General features: G+C 66.5%; 21 protein-coding genes. 5 read left to right on the top strand and 16 right to left on the bottom strand.

All coding sequences use genetic code 11. The features are described from left to right. The coding region (mobF, locus tag AWC17_RS18415; RefSeq protein WP_167385598.1) for a MobF family relaxase at positions 1-3,043 on the bottom strand (3,043 nt) is incomplete at its 3' end. Between the two features lie 263 nt (positions 3,044-3,306). Between mobF and AWC17_RS18410 the strand changes: the two genes are divergently transcribed. Continuing rightward, positions 3,307-3,798, top strand: coding sequence for a hypothetical protein (locus tag AWC17_RS18410; protein ID WP_074021723.1), 492 nt, complete (start codon positions 3,307-3,309; stop codon positions 3,796-3,798). 88 nt (positions 3,799-3,886) lie between these two features. Then, positions 3,887-4,411 (top strand): hypothetical protein, encoded by a 525-nt coding sequence (locus AWC17_RS18405; protein ID WP_047323391.1) that lies wholly within the window; start codon positions 3,887-3,889, stop codon positions 4,409-4,411. A gap of 355 nt (positions 4,412-4,766) precedes the next feature. Here AWC17_RS18405 and AWC17_RS18400 read toward each other — a convergent pair whose 3' ends face one another. The 10 genes from AWC17_RS18400 to AWC17_RS18360 form a co-directional block, all read right to left on the bottom strand. Then, the gene (locus tag AWC17_RS18400) at positions 4,767-5,813 is read right to left on the bottom strand and encodes a DUF932 domain-containing protein (protein WP_047323392.1); all 1,047 of its coding nucleotides are present in this window, start codon (positions 5,811-5,813) and stop codon (positions 4,767-4,769) included. A 464-nt stretch (positions 5,814-6,277) separates the two neighbouring features. Further along, positions 6,278-7,225, bottom strand: a complete 948-nt coding sequence (locus AWC17_RS18395; RefSeq protein ID WP_047323393.1) for a DUF4192 family protein — start codon at positions 7,223-7,225, stop codon at positions 6,278-6,280. 413 nt (positions 7,226-7,638) lie between these two features. Then, complete coding sequence (locus AWC17_RS32770; protein ID WP_156181198.1) at positions 7,639-7,815, bottom strand: hypothetical protein; 177 nt, start codon at positions 7,813-7,815, stop codon at positions 7,639-7,641. 33 nt (positions 7,816-7,848) lie between these two features. Further along, a complete protein-coding gene (locus tag AWC17_RS18390; RefSeq protein WP_047323394.1) occupies positions 7,849-8,307 on the bottom strand; it encodes a hypothetical protein in 459 nt (152 codons plus the stop codon). A 419-nt stretch (positions 8,308-8,726) separates the two neighbouring features. Beyond that, positions 8,727-9,062 (bottom strand): hypothetical protein, encoded by a 336-nt coding sequence (locus AWC17_RS18385; protein WP_047323395.1) that lies wholly within the window; start codon positions 9,060-9,062, stop codon positions 8,727-8,729. 83 nt (positions 9,063-9,145) lie between these two features. Beyond that, positions 9,146-9,607 (bottom strand): hypothetical protein, encoded by a 462-nt coding sequence (locus tag AWC17_RS18380; RefSeq protein ID WP_047323396.1) that lies wholly within the window; start codon positions 9,605-9,607, stop codon positions 9,146-9,148. 419 nt (positions 9,608-10,026) lie between these two features. Continuing rightward, positions 10,027-10,362 carry a hypothetical protein gene (locus AWC17_RS18375; protein ID WP_047323397.1) on the bottom strand — a complete coding sequence of 112 codons (336 nt, stop codon included), beginning with the start codon at positions 10,360-10,362 and terminating at the stop codon, positions 10,027-10,029. Positions 10,363-10,778: 416 nt separating this feature from the next. Beyond that, entirely contained in the window at positions 10,779-11,174 is a 396-nt protein-coding gene (locus AWC17_RS18370; protein WP_047323398.1) for a hypothetical protein, read from the bottom strand. Between the two features lie 416 nt (positions 11,175-11,590). Then, positions 11,591-11,917, bottom strand: coding sequence for a hypothetical protein (locus AWC17_RS18365; RefSeq protein ID WP_141224678.1), 327 nt, complete (start codon positions 11,915-11,917; stop codon positions 11,591-11,593). 88 nt (positions 11,918-12,005) lie between these two features. Then, on the bottom strand, positions 12,006-12,545 hold the full coding sequence (locus AWC17_RS18360) for a hypothetical protein (RefSeq protein WP_047323400.1): 540 nt from the start codon (positions 12,543-12,545) through the stop codon (positions 12,006-12,008). Between the two features lie 448 nt (positions 12,546-12,993). Between AWC17_RS18360 and AWC17_RS32765 the strand changes: the two genes are divergently transcribed. Beyond that, positions 12,994-13,161, top strand: a complete 168-nt coding sequence (locus AWC17_RS32765) for a hypothetical protein (protein ID WP_156181200.1) — start codon at positions 12,994-12,996, stop codon at positions 13,159-13,161. Here the strand turns inward: AWC17_RS32765 and AWC17_RS18355 are convergent. The 5 genes from AWC17_RS18355 to nrdH are packed head-to-tail and all read right to left on the bottom strand — an operon-like array spanning position 13,137 to position 15,879. Beyond that, on the bottom strand, positions 13,137-13,856 hold the full coding sequence (locus tag AWC17_RS18355; protein WP_047323401.1) for a chymotrypsin family serine protease: 720 nt from the start codon (positions 13,854-13,856) through the stop codon (positions 13,137-13,139). The two genes, AWC17_RS32765 and AWC17_RS18355, sit on opposite strands and share 25 nt — an antisense overlap. A 21-nt stretch (positions 13,857-13,877) precedes the next feature. Beyond that, complete coding sequence (locus AWC17_RS32130) at positions 13,878-14,048, bottom strand: amidohydrolase (protein WP_089150878.1); 171 nt, start codon at positions 14,046-14,048, stop codon at positions 13,878-13,880. Beyond that, positions 14,045-15,325 (bottom strand): toprim domain-containing protein, encoded by a 1,281-nt coding sequence (locus tag AWC17_RS18350; RefSeq protein ID WP_047323402.1) that lies wholly within the window; start codon positions 15,323-15,325, stop codon positions 14,045-14,047. The genes AWC17_RS32130 and AWC17_RS18350 overlap by 4 nt, the downstream gene beginning before the upstream one ends. Next, positions 15,325-15,618 (bottom strand): hypothetical protein, encoded by a 294-nt coding sequence (locus AWC17_RS18345; protein WP_052955321.1) that lies wholly within the window; start codon positions 15,616-15,618, stop codon positions 15,325-15,327. The genes AWC17_RS18350 and AWC17_RS18345 overlap by 1 nt, the downstream gene beginning before the upstream one ends. Before the next feature lie 27 nt (positions 15,619-15,645). After that, entirely contained in the window at positions 15,646-15,879 is a 234-nt protein-coding gene (gene nrdH, locus AWC17_RS18340) for a glutaredoxin-like protein NrdH (RefSeq protein ID WP_047323403.1), read from the bottom strand. A 929-nt stretch (positions 15,880-16,808) separates the two neighbouring features. Here nrdH and AWC17_RS18335 point away from each other — a divergent pair. Beyond that, on the top strand, positions 16,809-17,474 hold the full coding sequence (locus AWC17_RS18335) for a TnsA-like heteromeric transposase endonuclease subunit (protein ID WP_224112302.1): 666 nt from the start codon (positions 16,809-16,811) through the stop codon (positions 17,472-17,474). After that, positions 17,462-18,968: helix-turn-helix domain-containing protein (locus tag AWC17_RS18330; RefSeq protein WP_244193503.1), on the top strand; the 1,507-nt coding region annotated here is incomplete at its 3' end. The genes AWC17_RS18335 and AWC17_RS18330, both read left to right, overlap by 13 nt.

Below are 18,968 nucleotides of genomic sequence, written 5' to 3'. Positions count from 1 at the left end.
GGTGGCGTCCCAGGATGGGGGTCAGGATGCGGTGCGGGTCGGCTTCGGCGGTCGAGACGTAGAGATGGTTTTCGGTGCGGCCGCGGGTGAGCGCGACGTAGAGCTGTTGGCGTGAGAGGCGGTCGGAGCCGACAATGTGGCAGGTTCCTTCGGTGTCGCGGCCGCCGGCGGTCATGCCTTGGGCGGCGTTGATGGTGCTGGCGTATCCCAGCGTGGTGTAGGTGGTGACGTAGCGGGCGGGGAGGCGCACGGGGGTGGCCGGACCGCGCAGGGGGACGACGGTGATCGAGCCGTCGTCGTGCACGGTGCGGATGATCCAGCGGTGGCCGTTTTTGACCCAGGCGCCGTGGGTGGTGGTGCGTAGCCAGCGGGCGTTTTTGCGGGTGGCGACCCAGTCGCCGGCAGAGGCGGTTAGCCCGTCGGCGAGGGTGACGGTGGCCGCCGAGTGGGGATCGTGGGGGTTGCTGGCCGGGGAGTTGGGGGTGTGGGTGAGCCGGTCGAGGCGGGCCCGTTCGTTGAGTTGGGCGACCAGATCATTGGTGGGGGCGAGCAGGATGGAGTCACGCCCGGCGGCGCGGTCGGCGGCCCACGCGGTGTAGGCCAGGTCGGCGGCGGTGGCATCGGCGCCGACGTGGACGCGGTGGTGGTCGATGTAGAAGCCGATTCCGGCGGGATCTCCGGCGCGCATCGCCAGGCTGGCGGCGGCTTCGGCCTTGCCGGTTTCGGGGTGGGTGAAGCGCACGACGGTGCTCAGGGTGACGGTGTCGTGGCGCTCGGCCAGGTCGCGCAGGACACCGCCGGCCGAGACCGAGGCCAGTTGTTGGTCGTCGCCGATGAGGCGCACGCTGGCCCCGCGGGCAAGGGCGTGGGCGATGAGGGTGTCGAGGTCTGCGGTCGAGGCCATGCCGGCTTCGTCGACGATGAGCAGGGTGTCTGATCCGATGCGGTCGAACCACGTGCGAGCGGGGTCATCGGCGGCGGCGGGGCTGCCGTGGCCGGTGTCGGCGAGCTGGATGAGTTTGGCGATGGTGTCGGTGGGGGAGGCGAGGTCTTGGGCCAGGACTTCGGCCGCGCCGGCGGTGGGTGCCAACCCGATGACGGTGCCGCCACTGTTGCGCCAGGCAGCAGCCAGGGCGGTCATGGCGGTGGTTTTGCCGGTGCCGGCGGGGGCGAGTGCGAGCTGCAGGCGGGCTCCGGAGGTGGCCATGTCGCGCACCATGGCGGCTTGTCCTTGGTTGAGTTCCAGGCCGTGGTTGGCATGTGTTTCGGCCAGCGCTAAACCGATGCTGGTGTCATCGACGGCGCGCCCGTTGCGCAGGGTGGCTGCGGCCAGGATGCGCCGCTCCGCCGCCATGATGGCCGCACTGGTGTAGACGGTGGTGTCATGGCGGGTGTAGACGCTGGAACCGTCGCGCCGCAGCAGCGGCGCTGGCTCGTTTTTTTCCGTGTCGGCGTGGCTGCTCAAGGTGATGCTGTGCGCGGCGAGCGCGCTGGCGACGATGCGGTTCACCAGGTCGGGTCCGCCCGGGTGGTTGGCGTAACGCAGGGCGCGTTGGGCTTGAGCGCGTACGTGGTTGACCGTCCAGGTGGCTCGGTTCTCTGAGACGGTGGCGATCACGGCGGCGGCCTGCTCGTCGACCCATTGATCGGTGATGGCGACTTGTTGGGACGGGCTTTGGTTGGTGACGTCGGCGACCATGGCCGTGAGGGCTCGTTGGCTGCCGAGCACTTCGACGGCAGCCACGCGCCAGGCGTGGCGCTGCTCGGCCAGCGAGCGTGGTTCGTGCTTGGCTTGGCGTGTTTCCAAGGTGGCCTGCTGGGACAGTGCGAGCATCTCGACCACGGTGGGTTCACGCCCGTGGGTGGTGTGGAATTGCTTGGCCAGCTGGCCCACGCGGTGGTCGATCGCCGCGCTGCGTGAGGAGTATTTCTCTATTAGTTCGGCGGGGATGCCGACGATTTCGCGCACCGGCCGTTTGCCGGGTTTGGCCGCGGTTTCGGCGAAGTCGACGCCCAGTTTCGCGATTGTCAGGGCTTCGAGGCGGGTGTTGTACAACTCCGAGGCCGCGACCGTGGCGTGGTGCAGGGGGGTGCCGTCTAAGGCCAGCCAGCGCGGGACGCCGTCGGCGGCGATCGCTTGCACTTTGTTGCTGATCACCAGGTGGGTGTGCAGGTTGGGATCTCCGGCGCGGCTGTCGCGGTGATCGAAGGCGGCGGCGATCAATCCGGTGGTGTTGACCTGAGCAACACCGTGGGCGCCCATGCGGGAAAACGCGGCGTGTTCTTCGAGGAATCGCAGCGTGTCGGCTACGGCCTGGCGGTGGCATTCCTCGATCGCGCGAGCGATCGGTGTCGGCGCGATCGCCCATAACGCTGAGACGGATTTGACCGGGGTGAAGGTCAGGTCGTAGCCGGCCACTGCGGTGGTGGCTGCTCGTGAATTGCGTGCGATGAATCCCGACAGTTCCCGGTCATCGGCGGGCGGGCGAGCGTGCTTCTCGGTGAACATCTCGCGCCCGAGCGCGGTGCGGATCCGGGCCCGCACGTCGGCGGCGATGCTGTCGTGTTCACCGCTGCCGACCGTGATGTTGTAGTCGCGGTAGGCCTGGCGCAACCGGGTGACGAACTGGTTTTCGGTGTCGTGGACGGCAAACGGGCGACCCAGCCGTGCGGCAGCAAGCGCCCCGGATTGGCCCAGGCCAATGCCGGTCAGATGCTTGGTGATTCGATCGGCGTTGGGGTGCAAGCCTTCCCCGAATAGGGCTTTCATTTGGTCTTCGCTGACCTGAGATCCCGCCGCCACTGCCCATAGGTCGGCGACGATCGGGTCAGAGGGGTCGCGTGAGACGGGCTGGCCGAGTGCGGCCAGACCACCGCCCATCCACACGCCGGGGGATTCACCTTTGGTGCTGTAGTAGTCGCTGAGGCTGGGGCGACCGCGCTCGGTGGCATCGGCGGCCGCGACTTGCCGTATCAGGTACATGTACCCGTCTCCGGCGGTCAGCTTGTGTAAGCCCATCACCGCGACATCACCACGGTTCAACTCTCACATCGCCTCGGGCGTTACGCGACGCCCGCGACCGACAAGATGATGCCCGGGAGGTGCTCTCACAAACCGCCGTTACCGAATCGTCACCCTGAGTGCAAGAGGTGTGATGTTCAGTGAGTGGTGGTAGTTAGGTTGGCCTAAGTGCCGGTGGGCTGGTGTGGTGAGTGGTCGGGTCCGGGCATGGGGAGCGGGGGCAGTGGTGAGATTTTTGTGTCCGGGTGCGGCGTAAGGGTTTTGCGGGCTTTAGCGTGTGATGGATGGGAAACAAGGCGGTCAGCAAGGGAGCCCGGCGGGCGGCGCGCGAAGCGGCGGCCGCGGCGCAGGAAGAAGTCATCCGACGCACGAAGGCCAACGTCGAGGATCTCGCGGCGTTTTTCGACGCGCGCGATCGGGCCGAGGCGGTCGATGTGTGGTTGGCCGGGCGTCAGCAGGTGTTGGTCGAGCAGGCCGCGCAGCGGCGCGCGGTTCAGCGCCGGCAGTGCGGCCTGGCGCTGCGGTCGATGCGTGACCGCGGGGAGACGCTGCGCGAGATTGCACGCATGGCCGGGGTTAGCGAGAAAGCGGTGCGCGAGTTGATCCGCGAGGTCGAATCACCTGAGGCGGTGGCTGAGCCGGTCCAGGCGTCCGTGGGCGTTGGTGAGGGAACGGCGCGGGCGTCGGCTGCGCAGAGTCTGGCGGCCAATGGGCTTAGCGGCGCGGGTGCGTACGCGGATGGGCGCGTGGGAGAGCCGGTGTCAGCGCGGGCCTAGTGCAGGTTCGGTCGCGGTGTCGGTGTGCGCTGAGATGATGGCGGCGACAGGCGACTTGGGGTCGCTGGAGCCGAAAGCAGTGGGAGTTATGGGGGTTTCGCAACCGCTACGGTTGGTGGTCGATCCGCGGGCGCATGTCGAGGAGTTGTTGCGGTTCGAGGCGAACGTTGTTCGCGGCCCGGGTGCGGAGGACTGTGCGATCTGGTGTTCGGCGATCGGCGCGGATGGGTACGGGCGCTTTTGGGTGCGCCGTGGCGGCGCGCGGATCATGGTCCGGGCCAACCGTTATGCGCTCGCCGCGGCCTTGCAGGGGCGAGCGTTGGAGCCGTGGGTGCGCGCACTGCATGGTTGTGATAACCCGGCGTGCGTTCGAGTGAGCCGGCGGGGCCAGATCGGTCTGCTGCACATCATCGGCGGCTCGCAACGCGACAACATGCAGATGATGGCGCGCGCTCGGCGCGGCGGCGGCCGGGTGGTCGTTCGCCGCGGCGATCACGGGATTAAAGCGCGCCGCGCGCGGGCAGTGGCGCTGCGCGAAGCGGTGCGCCATGGGTGGGACGCCGAAGCCGTCGAGGCGGCGCTGCTGGGGTCGACCGACCCGACCCTGTGGTGAGCGCATGGGCGGTAACGGCATTGTGCCTGTCGACGGGGTGGCGGAGTCTGTCGTAGGAGGATCCTGGTGATGCGCAGTGCGGCGCGTGGAACGCAGCGCTGCGAGAGCCCAATGCAGTGTCAGCGATGGGCGTGTGGCGGGTAGGTGTCGGCGGGCATTGCCGGGCGGAACGGATTGGGAGCTGTTTGTCGCGAGCGCCCGGAGTGCGGCGCGCGCGGAGCGCGTTGCTGGCGACGGGCTGGCGAGCGGTGGCGTATGCAACGGCGGCAGGGGCACTGCGGAAGAAAAAGGGGGGCCCGGCCAACCCCGCGGATGCAGGTGTTGGCCGGGCCCCGGGGTTGCCGCCGGCGGGCGGCTACAGGGTTTGCAGGAGACGGAACGCGTGCGCCTTGAGCGCGCCGCTGCCGGCGGCCGCGGTGACGGTCCGCAGCGCGCGGGCCGTGCTGGCGTCGTGGGCGGTTCTGGCGCCGCGGACTGGCACGACGTGGTCCAGGTATTCAGTGACGGCGTTGTAGGCCGCCCATCGGGTGCCCGCGATGGGTGTGATGGTGGGTGAGGACGTCCACAGCTTGACGATCCCGCTGGCGCGTTCGCGGCGGTGGCGCCGGGTGGCGGCGGTGCTGGCCGAGTCGACCTCGAGCAGTGTGTTGGCGAAGGACCGCATCTGTTCGGTGTCCATCGGTGCGGCGTAGAGCGCGGCGGCCTCGGCTTCGAATGCTTCGATGTAACGCCAGCTGAGCTTGAGGGCGTTACGGGCTTCGGCGATCGAGGCCCGCGCACCGCCGGTGTGGCGGATGGATAAGCTGGCCTTGGCCGAGGCGATGGCCGCACTTTGTGTGTTGGCGCACACGATGCGTACCGGGGACACGATGAATCTGAAGGCTGAACTGCCGTCGTGTGAATTGAGCGCCGCGAGGTAGAAGTCGGTGCGGTCCTTGGTGCCGTCTTTGCCGTCGAAGACCATACTGCTGGGCAGTTTCATGGTGACGAACGTTTCCCGTCCGCCGCGCAGGGCGCCGGCGGTCTCGAAGTGCGCGCCGCCGCTTTGATCCACCAATGCGTCGAGCAGGTCGCAGGAGGCCTCGTTTTGGACAGGCTCGTACTTGCTGCCGACGACCCCGAGAACGTCAAGGCGGCCGTTGATGGGGTTGGTGCGCACGGTCGCGTAGAAGTCGGGCACCGCCAGGGGCGCTGGGGTGGTGACGCCGGTGTCGTCGAGGACGGGTTCTTGGGGAACCTGCAGGGGCATCTTGCGGACGTTCCAGCCGGCCAGGTGCGCGGCCCGCAGTGCCTCGGCGGCGGTCATCGCGTGCCCGACCGATTGACCGAGGCGATGCCAGGCGTCGGAGCGGGAGTTGGCGAAGGAGACCTGTCCATCGGTGGAGTCGAGTTCGTGTGCCATGAGAGTTGTTCCTTTCGTAGAAACGGTGTTGGTTCGCGCCGATCAGCGCTGGGTGTAGGGGGACCGGCGGGGTGGCGCTGTCAACCCCGAAGAGGCCGGCGGATCAGCAGGAGGCGGATTTTCGGCCCGGCGAGCCCGGCGCGCAGCGCTTGGGGCGAGCTGGCGTAGGGCCGAGAAATGCCGCCGGTGCCGCCCGGGCGCAGCGAGAGCCTGGCCGGCTAGGCCGGCGGGAGCGGAGAACGGGCGAGCCCGCCGGGCGTGGGTTGACAGCGACGGGGTCCCTGCCGGTCAGACTGGACACCCGCTGACGGCTAGAAGAAGGTGAGGGGCTACGGATTTCGGCCCCGTAGGGGCCGCTTGGGCGGTCGCGCGGGGCGCGCCGCTAACGCCGCAGCCGGAAGAAAAAGGGGGGCCCGGCCAACCCCGTGTAATTAGGGCTGGCCGGGCCCGGTGGACGGTGGCGGTTAGTCGCTGTTGGTGGCTTCGATGATGGCGCGGCGAATTTGTTCGGGCGCTATGCCAGAGTGCAGGGCAGTGAGCAGCATGAGAGCCAGCCGCGGCGGCGGGGTCTGGGTGGTTTCGGCCTCAGTGAGAGCCGCTTGTGCGGCGATGCCGGCCCGAATGGTGTCGCCCAGAAAGCAATAGCAGGCGGCGGCGATGGTGAGCGCTTGGGCGCGTGGCTGGCCTCGCAGGCGGCGGGCGATGTGGGTCCAGAGGTAGGCGGCGGTGTCGGTGTGTTCGGCTGCCGCGGCGATCATGGCATCGCGCACGCCGACGTCGGTGGTGATGGCGATGCCGGCGCGGGTGGGCAGGTTGCGGTTGATCGGTTGGCCTTGCAGGGCGTCGGCGACCTCTTGGGCGACCTGGATGACGAGCGCGCCGTGATCACCAAGTGCCATTGGTGGGGCGGGGGGCAGGTAGGCGAATTCGGCTTCGATGTCGCTGCGGGCGGGGGTGACTCGGTCACCGCCAAGGACGCGGTGGGCGGTGACGAGTGAGTCTGTGTAGGGGTAGGTGGGACCGGTGGCGCCGCTGTCGGGGTCGTACCACTGGCCCTCGGTGGTGACATCGGGGGTCATGATGCTGCGCAGTACGGGGATACCGGCGGCGCGCAGAGCCGCGCGCAGGGCGTTGATGATGGTGAGGGCGTGCCATTCGTGGGTGTGGTCGCAGATCGCCAGGAGCACGGCGGCGTGGCTGGTCGCAGGCTGCAGGTTGACGGTGGCCGGGAAGCGGGCGGCTTGTTGGACTGAGATGGTGACGTCGAAGCGAATCGCGGTGCGCACGACCATGTCGCCGGTGGGATCGCGGTGCAGCATGTAGGCCACAATGCTATTGGTGGGGGCGAAGCCCAGCAGCGCCGCGGCAGCCGCAACGATGTCTGCTTCGGTACGCAAAGTGGTTGTGGGCATGATGTGTTCTCCGTTCTGTGTGCTGAGTGGTGCGCCGGTCAGCGCTGGGGGAGCGGTTAATCGGGTGAGGGTGGGCGGTCAACCCCGAAGAGTCCGCGCCGAACGCAGCAGGGTTTTTGGCCCGCGCTCGCCGGCGCGCAGCGCCTTGGGCGAGCTGGCATAGGGCCGAAAAGGTCACTCGGCCTGCGTAGTTCGGGGTGGGCGTGGGTTGACCGGTCGGGCCCCCGGCCGATTAGACTGCGACCCCTGCTGACGGCTTAAAGGTGAGGGGCTACCAACCCGGTGGCCACCGTGAGGTGGCCAATGCGGCGGGCACGCGGGGCGCGCCGCCGCCACCGCAACCGGAAGAAAAAGGGGGGCCCAGCCAACCCCGTGTACTTGGGGAGCTGGCCGGGCCCCGAGATGGGTGGCGGTTAGGTGATCTCGCAGGCGGTATCGCGCAGTGCCTCGAGCAGGTCGACGTTCTCGCCGAGGGTCATCGTGTCGTGTCCCCACTGGCTGTAAGTGCCGGTGGTGGTGTCGATGAAGAAGGGGATATCGACGTCTCGGCCGCCACTGAGGGTGCGGGATATGGTGCCGTTGATGATCACGGGACAGCTCCTTTCGTGTTGGCGGACAGCGGGTTAGGCGCTGCGGCGGTAGGCGGCGGGCAGGCTGGTGCGGGTAATGCTCCACGGGGCGGGGTCATAGCCGTGGAGTGCTTGGATCAACATGTTCTGCAGTTCGCGGCAGAACGCGTAGGCCTCGGAGGTTGGCCAGTCCTTGGGGTCGCTGGCCTGGTATTCGTAGCACTGCAACGCCTTGAGGACTTCGACGACCGACCAGCTGGTGTGCAGCGGCCGGCTGTAGCGGTACTCGTAGGGCTCATGGACGGGGTTGTCGAAGTAGCAGTGATTGACTGAGGCGGTGTTGGCGTCGACGAGCATCTGCCCGACCTGGTCGAGGTTGTCGTCGGTGAGTTGGTTGACCCGGATCGGGTTGTCGTAGACCCAGGTGAGGTTGCCGCAGGGCCGGCGAAATCCGTAGCGGCCGGCCCACAGCAGGACATTGATCTGTTCGGCCTCGACGACGTATGCGCTCATGATGTTTTCTCCGTTTCGGATCGTGATGAAGTGCGCTGGTCAGCGCTGGGGTGCGGGCAAGCGGGTGAGGGTGGGCGGTCAACCCCGAAGAGTCCGGCCCGGGTGGGCGCCGGGTTTGCGGCCCGCGCTCGCCGGCGCGCAGCGCCTTTCGGCGAGCTGGCATAGGGCCGAAAAGGTCACTCGGCCTGCGTAGTTCGGGGTGGGCGTGGGTTGACCGGTCGGGCCCCCGGCCGCTTACTGTGAGCACCCTGCTGACGGCTAAGAAGGGTGAGTGGCTACGGATTTCGGCCCCGCAGGGGCCGTTTGGGGGGCGCGCGGGCAGCGCCGCCGCCACCCCAACTTCACCGGACGGAAGAAAAAGGGGGGCCCGGCCAACCCCGTGTAATTGGGGAGCTGGCCGGGCCCGGGCGCCGCGGGAGTCAGGTCAGGCCCGCCGCGCGGATACGTTCGCGGATGGCGCCGAGGTTGATGGTGCGGTCGATGTCGTTGTCGTCGACGTAGAGGGTGGCCCAGTCGTGCCATCCCTCGAGTGCGGTTTCGACGTCGTCGAATAGCACGCCGGGGCGGCTGATGGCGATTTCGTCTCCGTTGTCGGCGCGGTCTGCATCTGCCACGACGGCGACGAGTTGTCCGGTTCCGTCGAAGATGCGTGGATCGTTGCGGGGGGCGAAGTTTCGCCGGAAGCGCAGCTGGCGGGGCTTGCCGTCGGCGGGGTCGATGAAGTCCCATGCGAGCGCGTAGTCGATTTCGGTCATGAGGGTGAGTCCTTTCTGGAAATGGGAGGGGCCGGGCCGACGTCGGACTGTGGGACGCCGGCCCGGCCCCGCTGGGCGACGGGTTAGGCCGCTACCGGGTGGGCGGCGGCGATGTCGGCGAGCGCGGTTTCGAGGTCCTCGTGGGCGAGGGGCGGGTTGGTGTCCAGTGCGACGGTCCACATCGGCTGGTCACCGATTCCGGCGGCCAGGGTGTAGGTGTGGCCGGCGTGGGTGGCGCGGTAGCACCAGTCATGGCCGGGGACTGCGTGGAAGGTGAGGTCGCCGACGCGGACTTTGAGAATGCGGGTGTGCGGCTTGGTGTTGAGGTCCGGTGCGGTCGCTTCGACGGCGGCCATCTGGCCGTGGGTGTCGGTGGCGATCAGGACCAGGCGGTGGCCGTCCTCGCGGGTGTAGTCGTGGACGGTGGTGAGTTCGGCGTCACCGTGGTTGTGAAACTGGATTCGGGTGATGCCGTACTGCTGGTGCTGGATGCGGCCTGCGGCCTCGTCGACGAGGTTGAAAGCGAGGTCGAATTCGTGGTCCATGATGTGTTCTCCGTTCTGTGTGCTGAGTGGTGCGCCGGTCAGCGCTGGGGGAGCGGTTAATCGGGTGAGGGTGGGCGGTCAACCCCGAAGAGTCCGCGCCGAACGCAGCAGGGTTTTTGGCCCGCGCTCGCCGGCGCGCAGCGCCTTGGGCGAGCTGGCATAGGGCCGAAAAGGTCACTCGGCCTGCGTAGTTCGGGGTGGGCGTGGGTTGACCGGTCGGGCCCCCGGCCGATTAGACTGCGACCCCTGCTGACGGCTTAAAGGTGAGGGGCTACCAACCCGGTGGCCACCGTGAGGTGGCCAATGCGGCGGGCGCGCGGGGCGCGCCGCCGCCACCGCAACCGGAAGAAAAAGGGGGGCCCAGCCAACCCCCTAGTGACTGGGGAGCTGGCCGGGCCCCGGAGAGGGTGTTTTCGGCACTAGCCGCCCGCCGCTGTAGTGGCCAGTTCACGACGGGTGGTGTGGTGGTCGGTCAGGCCGAGACGCGCTGCGACGCGGTGCACGGTGCGCGTGGTGGTGTAGAGGCGCCAGGCGATCAGGTCCAGCTCGACGCGTCCGTGCATGCGGCGCACTGCTTCATCGCGTTCGGCTCCGCGCAACCGTAACCGGAGTCCATCCTCGGCGACCTGGACGACGGCGAGTTCGTCGATTTCGGCTTCCTGATCGTGCGAGCCCTGGCCGGCGTCGCCATATGAGGTCAGGGATTGGGCTTCGTCGTGTTCGCTGATGGCCCACGGGTCGATAACTGCGGTCATGGTGTGCTCCGTTCTGGAATGGCGATGATGTGCGCCGGTCGGCGCTGGGGTGCGGGCAAGCGGGTGAGGGTGGGCGGTCAACCCCGAAGAGTCCGGCCCGGGCGGAGCAGGGTTTTCGGCCCGCGCTCGCCGGCGCGCAGCGCCTTGCGGCGAGCTGGCATAGGGCCGAAAAGGTCACTCGGCCTGCGTAGTTCGGGGTGGGGTGGGTTGACCGGTCGGGCCCCCGGCCGCTTACTGTGAGCACCCTGCTGACGGCTAAGAAGGGTGAGTGGCTACGGATTTCGGCCCCGTAGGGGCCGCTTGGGCGGTCGCGCGGGGCGCGCCGCCGCCACCCCAACTTCACCGGAAGAAAAAGGGGGGCCCGGCCAACCCCTGGTGATGGGGAGCTGGCCGGGCCCCAGGAAGAGTGTTGGGCTTCACGCGACGGGATGGGGCAAGTGCTCTTGGACGCGGTGGTCAAGCTTGAGAACGTCGATCATGGCGGGGGTACCGGTGTGGTCGCGACGGACCGCGACGTCGACGCGGTTGATCAGCGAGGCGCAGATGCCAGGGTTACCGCCTTTGAGCGCGAAGACCGCAGCCAAGGTGAGGGCTTCGATACGAGACTGTCCGCTGAGGTGGTCGCCGATGCGGCTCCACAAGAGGGCGGCGCGCAGAGGACGGCCGTCGGCGATCTTGTACAGCAGGGTGGTAAAGCTGTCGTCGACCAACAGAGGGGCGCTGAGCTCGGCGAGGCCGCGGCTAGGGTTGCAACTGCCGTCGACGAGCTCGGTACGAAGATGACCCAGGATCGCGATGCGGTTGTAGCACATGATGATGCTCCGTTCTGTAAATGAGTGGTGCGCTGGTCAGCGCTGGGGTGCGGGCAAGCGGGTGAGGGTGGGCGGTCAACCCCGAAGAGTCCGACCCGGGTGGGCGCCGGGTTTGCGGCCCGCGCTCGCCGGCGCGCAGCGCCTTTCGGCGAGCTGGCATAGGGCCGCCAACAGTCACTCGGTACGGCGGTCCCCGGGGTGGGCGTGGGTTGACCGGTCGGGCCCCCGGCCGCTTACTGTGAGCACCCTGCTGACGGCTAAAGAAGTTGAGGGGCTACGGATTTCGGCCCCGTAGGGGCCGATTGGGCGGTCGCGCGGGGCGCGCCGCCACCCGCTGGGGCAGCCGGAAGAAAAAGGGGCCCGGCCAAGCCCCTAGTGACTGGGGAGCTGGCCGGGCCCCGGAGATTCTGCTGAGGTCAGAACAGCCGGCCCGCCCGGAATGGATCGGTGTGACATGGGCAACCACACCTCCAGGTGAAACCGGGAAGGGACACCTTTAACGTCACCCCGCCCTCTTGGGGTCCGCCGAGGCGATGTGGGCAGTCGTCGTGGCGGCCTTGGTCGCAGGATTTGGTGGAAGCGTTGAAGGGCATATCGACGATGACCTTGACGCCCTTGATCTCGTCGGGATAGGTAATCCAACGAATCCCGTTGACGTAACGGATCTTTGCGTGACGTTTGATGCGTTGCTCGGACTGGACGGTCGAGCCGCACCATTGTTCCCAGTACTCTGAGTCGCTCACCGTGGTTCCTTCCGTCGGGGTTGGTGAGTTCGGGTGCATCAGCGGCCCGGCCAACCCCCATCTGCTGGGAGCTGGCCGGGCGCGCGGGTTAGGCCGCGTGATAGTCCGCGGCTGCGGGATCGGCTTTGTGTTGCTCACCGTCGGCGAAGACGGCGATTGCGACTTGGTGGACCCGCCTGAGGGAGTCGATCATTGACAGGATCGCCGTGCGGTCGCGCAACTGCCAGGTGATCGGACCGGTGTAGACATCCACCCAGTGGACCTTGGCAGTTTTCAGCCTGTTGAGCGCGGATTGCGCGACGACGGCATAGGCCGGCGCGCGGGTCCATTCGATGGCGATCACCGCGCGTGCGGCTGGTCCGTCTGCGGGCGGCGCGCCGGCGGGGATCTCGGCGGGCACGTGGATCATGTGGCCACGGGCGGCGACAAATGCCTCGAGGAGGCCCTGGGCAGTTTGGCAGTTGTAGAGGCTCATGTGGATGCCCTCGGCGGTTATCCCGATTCGGGCATCGGGGGTGCGGGCGTGGTGAACACTGATGTCGGGGTCGAGCTGCCCTTTGACAGACACCGTGGTGTGGGTGATCAGTCCTGCCGGGATGACGTGGGTCGCGGCTGGGAATGTGGTCATGATGGTGTGCTCCGTTCTGGAATGGTGATGACGTGCGCCGGTCGGCGCTGGGGTGCGGGCAAGCGGGTGAGGGTGGGCGGTCAACCCCGAAGAGTCCGGCCCGAGCGGAGCAGGGTTTTCGGCCCGCGCTCGCCGGCGCGCAGCGCCTTTCGGCGAGCTGGCATAGGGTCGAAAAGGTCACTCGGCCTGCGTAGTTCGGGGTGGGCGTGGGTTGACCGGTCGGGCCCCCGGCCGCTTACCGTGAGCACCCCGCTGACGGCTAAAGAAGGTGAGGGGCTACGCGTTTCGGCCCCGCAGGGGCCGCGTCGGCGGTCGCGCGGGGCGCGACCGCCGACACCGTGACCGGAAAACGCGAACGGATGCCGAGCCCTGCCTGCCGGAGGATTGGCGTCAGATTGCGGCGCGACTAAGGTCGCGGCGGCGGCCGCGACGCAGGTAGCCTGAGACGGTGATCGAAACAGCAGTTGAAGCGGCAGTGTTGCAGGAGCTGGTGGAAACGCAACGCGCCCCGGCGCCGGTGATCGACTGGCTGGTCAACGGTCACTGGTCACCGCCCACAATGGTGTGCGATGTGTCCTATCCTCGCGCCGACTACTCGGGGCTGCTGGAGTTCTGACCAAGACGGCCAGGTGCGTTGAGGGCTCGGAGGCCGCTCGATAGCGACGCGAAGCGACCATACTCTTGCCCTGCCGCTGTCGTCTTTTCTCCCAGCCAGATCCCGATAATTTGCGGGAATCCGTGGGCGGTTGACGTCCAGACCGGGCCTCCGGAATCACCGGGGATGCTCGGCGGCATCCCGGTAGTCAGGTATTGATCTTCGCCTTGGCTGGCGGTGATCTGGCCGCATTGCTGACCGCTGGAAACTCCCATACGGCAGACGGTCTCGCCGATTTGGGGCTCGGGGTAGCCATCGATGAAGGGCATGCGGTGGTCGGTGATGAAGGCCGACGCCAATGAGTTCGTGCTGAAGTCGATCAGTGCATAGTCCGCGCCGCCGCTGCGGGGAGGTTCGAACACGCTGCGCACGAAGTCTCCGGTGAGCCCGTTGCGCTTGTCACGCGCATACCCTGCTCTCGAGTCGGCGCGGCAGTGTCCGGCGGTGATGGCGTAGGTGTGCATGTCTGCGCCGGTGTAGACGTATCCGATCGTGCAGAACTGGTTGCGCCCGCCGGGGTTGATGTAGTCGACCTCGTCGCCGGGGCTGACGACGGTCAGGGCGGCGTGTGACGAGGGCGAGCTGGTCAGTGCCAGCGCTGCGGCGGCGGCCAGGCTGGCGACGGTTGCGGCGGATCGGTGGGTTGTGGTGCGCATGGGTCGGTCACCTTTCAGGTTCTAGGCGGCCCGCGTGTGGCGCACGCGGCGTTCGGAGCGCAGTTGCGCGCGCGCGGTCATGCTGTCGATCCAGGCACGGGCGGTGTTGGCCGCGGGCCCAGGCCGGCCGGCGGCGGCGGCGATGGCTGCGGCCGCGCGGTTGGTAATGGCGATCTCGAAACGCGTTGTCATGCAGACTCCTTGAAATCGGGGTGAGTTGGTGGGCGACGGGTACTGCGCCGGTAGTCGACGATGAGCCGCTGTAGAAGCGTTTCGACGGCCTCTGCTGCACGACCTGCCACGGGTGAGCGGTGCTGGTTGCTGTGGTGCTGAAGCTCGTCGTGGGTGTCCTGCACTGCGCGCAGCTGGGCGGCGGCTTCGGCGAGCCAGCGTGCCGCGTTGCGGGCGCTGCCGTGCACCAGGCCGCGCCGGTCATGGTGGGCTCGGGCCTCCTGCAGAGCGGTGTCGAAACGATCGGCGGCCCAGCGGGCCTTGGCGGCCGCGGCCAAGGCGTATAGCTCGGCCGGAGTGATGATCGTGAAACCGCCGAAGAGGTCGCTGCGCTCCCACAGGCCGGAGTTGACGTGATCAGTGACGTCGGCTTTGTCGACCTCGATGGCCGGCGTGAGGAGGACCACCTGGGCGGCCCTGCCCTGCAGGCGTTCATGCAGGTTGATCGCGCGTTGATATCCGGCGAGATCCCGGTCGGCCACGATGGCGACGTTGACTCCGGCGAATGCGTCGATGAGCTCGGCGGGGAAGTTGGCGGCCCCTTGGGCGTTGGTGGTGGCCAAGCGACCCAGCGCGGTCAGGGTGTCGGCGTCCTTCTCACCTTCGGTGACCCACACCCATGCGCCGGTCTTGGCCGCGTGCTGAATTGCATTGGGGCGGTAGAGCACCGGGGTGAATCCGTGCGGCTTGCGATATACCCATTGGCGCCCGTCACGGTAGCGCTGCCGGAACTGCTTGTGGGGGCGCCCGGTGCATGTGCATTCTTCGCGAATGACCTGCTGCACTGGTTCGTCGGACAGGGTCAGGTAGGTGTAGACCCGGACCCTGCGCCACCGGTGCTCGACGTGTTCGCGGGACGCGGTGATCCGCGCGGGCAACGGCCCTAATCCGCGAGCTCGGCGGGGCGCCTTCGGTTGTGCAGCGCGGGTCGCGCTGTGACGGGTTGTGGGAGCGGGGTTGTCGAACAGATCGGCCAGGCGCAGACCGAGAGCACCGGCGATCTCGGCAGCAGGGGCCTGGCAGCTAAAGCAGTGCAGCAGCACCGCTCCGCCTGCCCCGGCGCGGGTGTTGTCGCGCCACCCCACCGACAGTGAGGGGGAGTGGTCGGTGTGCAGGGGGCAGCTGGCCATAAAGGCGTCACCGCCGCGCGGCCGGATGGTCTGCCCGGCCACCTGCAGAGCATCCCGCACCTGGTCCAAAGCGCTTCCGGGGCACCGGGTCTGCGCTGGGCTGGCCATCACGGAGTCTCCTTGTCGATGACCGTGTGCACCACGGCGTAGGCCGCGCGGGTGTGGCGAATGCTGTCGTCGAGGAAGGTGGCGACATCGCGGCCGTCGCGGCCGTCGACGAACTCGACGTCGTAGATGGTGTTACCGCGCAACCGGTCCAAACTGTCTGCGGCCTGTTGCAGGGCCTTCACGGCGTCGGCCAAATGGTTGAGTAAGTGGCTTCGCGTTTCCGCGATGCGCTCAATGCTGTCCAGTTCGGCGAACTCGGCGACTGCTTGCTCGAGGGCGGCGTCGGTGTACATCGGGTGGGTCCTTTCCAATCAACGGGTCTAGGCGGCGGTCAAGCGGGCGACGCGATCCGGACGGAAACCCGACCAGTGCTCCGTGGGGGAGACGTAGACGACGGGCGCGCCCAGGTATCCCAGGCTCATCACGTATTCGCGGGCCTCGGGATTTTCAGTGACATCGATTTTCTGGTATTTGATGCCCTGATTGTCGAGCGCCTTGAATGTAGCGGTGCATTGGACGCAGGCCGGTTTCGTGTAAACCGTGATTTGAGACATTAGTCGCCTCCTTCGTAAATGGCTGGTGCTGCGTTTCGATAATCAAATATTACTGTCGTGAGTGGCCCTATGCCATAGTCGCGCAAAAGAAATCCAGGCAATTGTGGATTGTTCTCCACAACGATTGGACGCCGGGCATAACCTCCCCCTCCCTGCGACGGTCGCCGAGATGAACGCAGGCCATACCTGCTGTCAGACCGCGCATTTCGTACCTCTCGCCAGGCAGGAAGGCGAGGCTGCGGGCCAGGCAACTGCACCGGGGATTCACGCTGATTCTCGGTACACGCGACTTGGCGGTAAATGACGCACATATGCACTTATTAAATCCCTTTCTATCCCATTCCGTCATTAACCCAGCCCCAGGCGGTCAGGCGATACACGCCCACTGGCAGCACCTACTTGCATGTCATTTTGTTGTCATTGCTGCCATTCTTTTCGTCACTCTGGCATTCACGATTTAAACCGGCCAGAGGGCCGTGGAGTGCAAGGCCCGGGCGTGAAGTTTTCCCAGCGAGCCTCAGCGAGCGGCTCGGGGAAACGTTCACGAGCCACCGGCCCGCGGCAACGCAGAGGCCGGGCGCCTTGCAGGTAGCGGCCCGGCCGGTGACAATCGGATGGCCAGAGGGCGCAACATGTTTCACGCCAGCAACTGGAAAGTTCCCCCGCCGCTGTAGGTTCTCATTTTGCATGGCGAACTTCTCACAGGAATGGCGAACGCTTGGCGAATCCGTCATGAAGTTGAGAAAGTAGTTAGTCGCGCTAGTTGGTGCACCGCGCTTATTAACACTGTTTTCGCGCCAAAACCCGCAGAAGGTGAGACGCTGGGGTGTCGCGGTTAACCGCGTGGTGTGGTGATGTCGGAATCAGTCAGGGTTGATTTGAGTTCCGCGGCCGTTGCGTATCGGTCTGCGGCGGGGGAGCAACGGTGTGTGCCGGCTGGTGAGGTGTCGCCGGCAGCATTGTTTCGCGCAGCGCCGTGGCGCACGTTCCGCTGGTATTTCGGGCAGCGTCACTACTCGGGCACGTATTGGTCGGCGACTGAGCGCGATCACGTCATTTACGAGTCGCGCCTCGAGCTGGCGAACCTTATCCTGGCGGATTTTGATGTGACTGTGCATCGCATTGTGGCGCAGCCTTTTCGATTGACCGCCGAGGTCGACGGGCAGGAACGGCGCCACATTTTGGATTACCTTTGGGACAGCGACGAAGGACCGGTTGTGGTGGACGTCGTGCGCTCCGAAAGGGTGACTAATCCACGGATCGTGAGGTTGTGCGCGTGGACGAAGGACATCGTCGAATCGTTGGGCTGGTCCTACTTGGTGGTGAATGAGCCGGTCGCCGTGCGCCTCGCCAACGTGCGTTTCCTGGCGGGCTATCGGCGCGAGTGGCTCATAAACCAGGACGTTCTAGCTGAATTGCGTTGTCGGCGGGCAGATCTCGCCGGTCGATCCATCGACGAGGCTGAAAAGCTCATCGAGGGACACCCGCGACCACTGGTCCGTTCGGCGTTGCTGAGCATGCTGTGGCGCCACGAGCTCGAGGTAAACCTAGATGTTCGGCTTGAACGATCAACAGTGCTTGAGTGGGCATCGTGAAGCCCGCCGCTGTGCGCATAGGTGTGGGCACGCAATTCATCTATGACGGGGAGGTCCTGGAAGTCATCGAGATGCATCCGGTCGCCGGCATGCCGGAGGTCCTTGCGAGAGAGCTGCGACGGGACACGGTGCACCGTTTCGCGCTCGATGAAGTGAGACCCTCTCAGAGATGCCGTCTCTTGAGCGACGACCTCGACATCGAAATCACCGGCTCCACCGAATACCCGCCATCGGTTAAATGGGCCGCGGTGTCCGAGCAAGCGCGCTGCGATGCACGTGATCGCGCAGCACACGTGCGCGAGGTTGTGACGGGTTATCGATCCGGTTCCGCTGCAACGGCGCTACCGCACGAACCGCGGTCTGCTTACAAAAGCGCCAATCCGCGGATGAAACGTCTCGCCGTCAAGGCGAACGAGCTGGGCATCGGACGGCGTACGATCGAGCGCTGGGTTAGCGCCTATGAAGCCGAGGGCGAGGTCGGATTGCTGTCGGCGAAGGCGATTCATTCTGCTCTGGGCAGCAACAAGTTCGCGTTATTCGAACAGACCGCATCAGACATCATGCGCGAATACACGGACTTGTCGAAGCCGACGATGGACCTGATCATCAACCACGCCGAAGCACGATTGAACGCCACCTACGGTAAGGGTGTCGTGCGGTTGCCCTCACCAGCTACGGCGTATCGAATCTTGCGACGGCTTGAGCTGACCCAACCACTGTTTCGGCCGAGCACCAAGCGCATCCGTGACATCGCGGCCCGCCCGGATCGGCCGTACGGACAGTTGCACCCTTCCCGGCCGGGCGAGTACCTGCTGATGGACACCACACCGCTTGACGTGTACGCCATGGATCCACACACCCTGAAATGGGTAGGTGTGGAACTCACCGTGTCGATGGACTGGTACTCGCGGTGCATCACCGGTATGCGATTGAGCCCGACGACGAAGTCGATCGATGTCGCTGCAGTCCTTTATCAATCATTTCGCCCAGCGCCGGCCGGTGCGGACTGGCCCGCTGAGGCCGTGTGGCCACCGCACGGTGTGCCACGATCAGTGCTGGTCGAAGACGAAGCGCTTCACTGCAAAAGCGTGTTCGCGGCGGCGCCCGCAATCGTGCCGGAGACACTGGTCGTTGATCACGGCAAGATCTACGTCTCAGAGCAAGTGGCGAGCACCTGCCGGCAACTTGGCATCTCGATCCAACCCGCACGTGTGCGTGTCGCGTACGACAAAGGCCCCGTGGAGCGGTTCTTTCTGACCGTCCGTCAAAGGTTCTTGCAGGAGCTGCCTGGCTACAAGGGCCCTGATGTGTACTCCCGCGGCGCCGCTCCAGAACGAGAGGCCTTCTTCTTCATCGACGAGTTGGAGGCACTACTTCGTGAATGGATAGCCGTCTGCTACCACAATAAGCCGCACGACGGTGGGTCGTGTCCCTGCCGCGGTGTAAAAGAATCCGGACGTAGGTTCCCTCGAAGACCGGCAAGTCTGATGGAAG

Source organism: Mycobacterium nebraskense (genome assembly GCF_002102255.1).
GTDB lineage: Bacteria > Actinomycetota > Actinomycetes > Mycobacteriales > Mycobacteriaceae > Mycobacterium > Mycobacterium nebraskense.
Note: the sequence above shows the minus strand (reverse complement) of the source record. Positions and strands in the feature narration are given on the sequence as shown.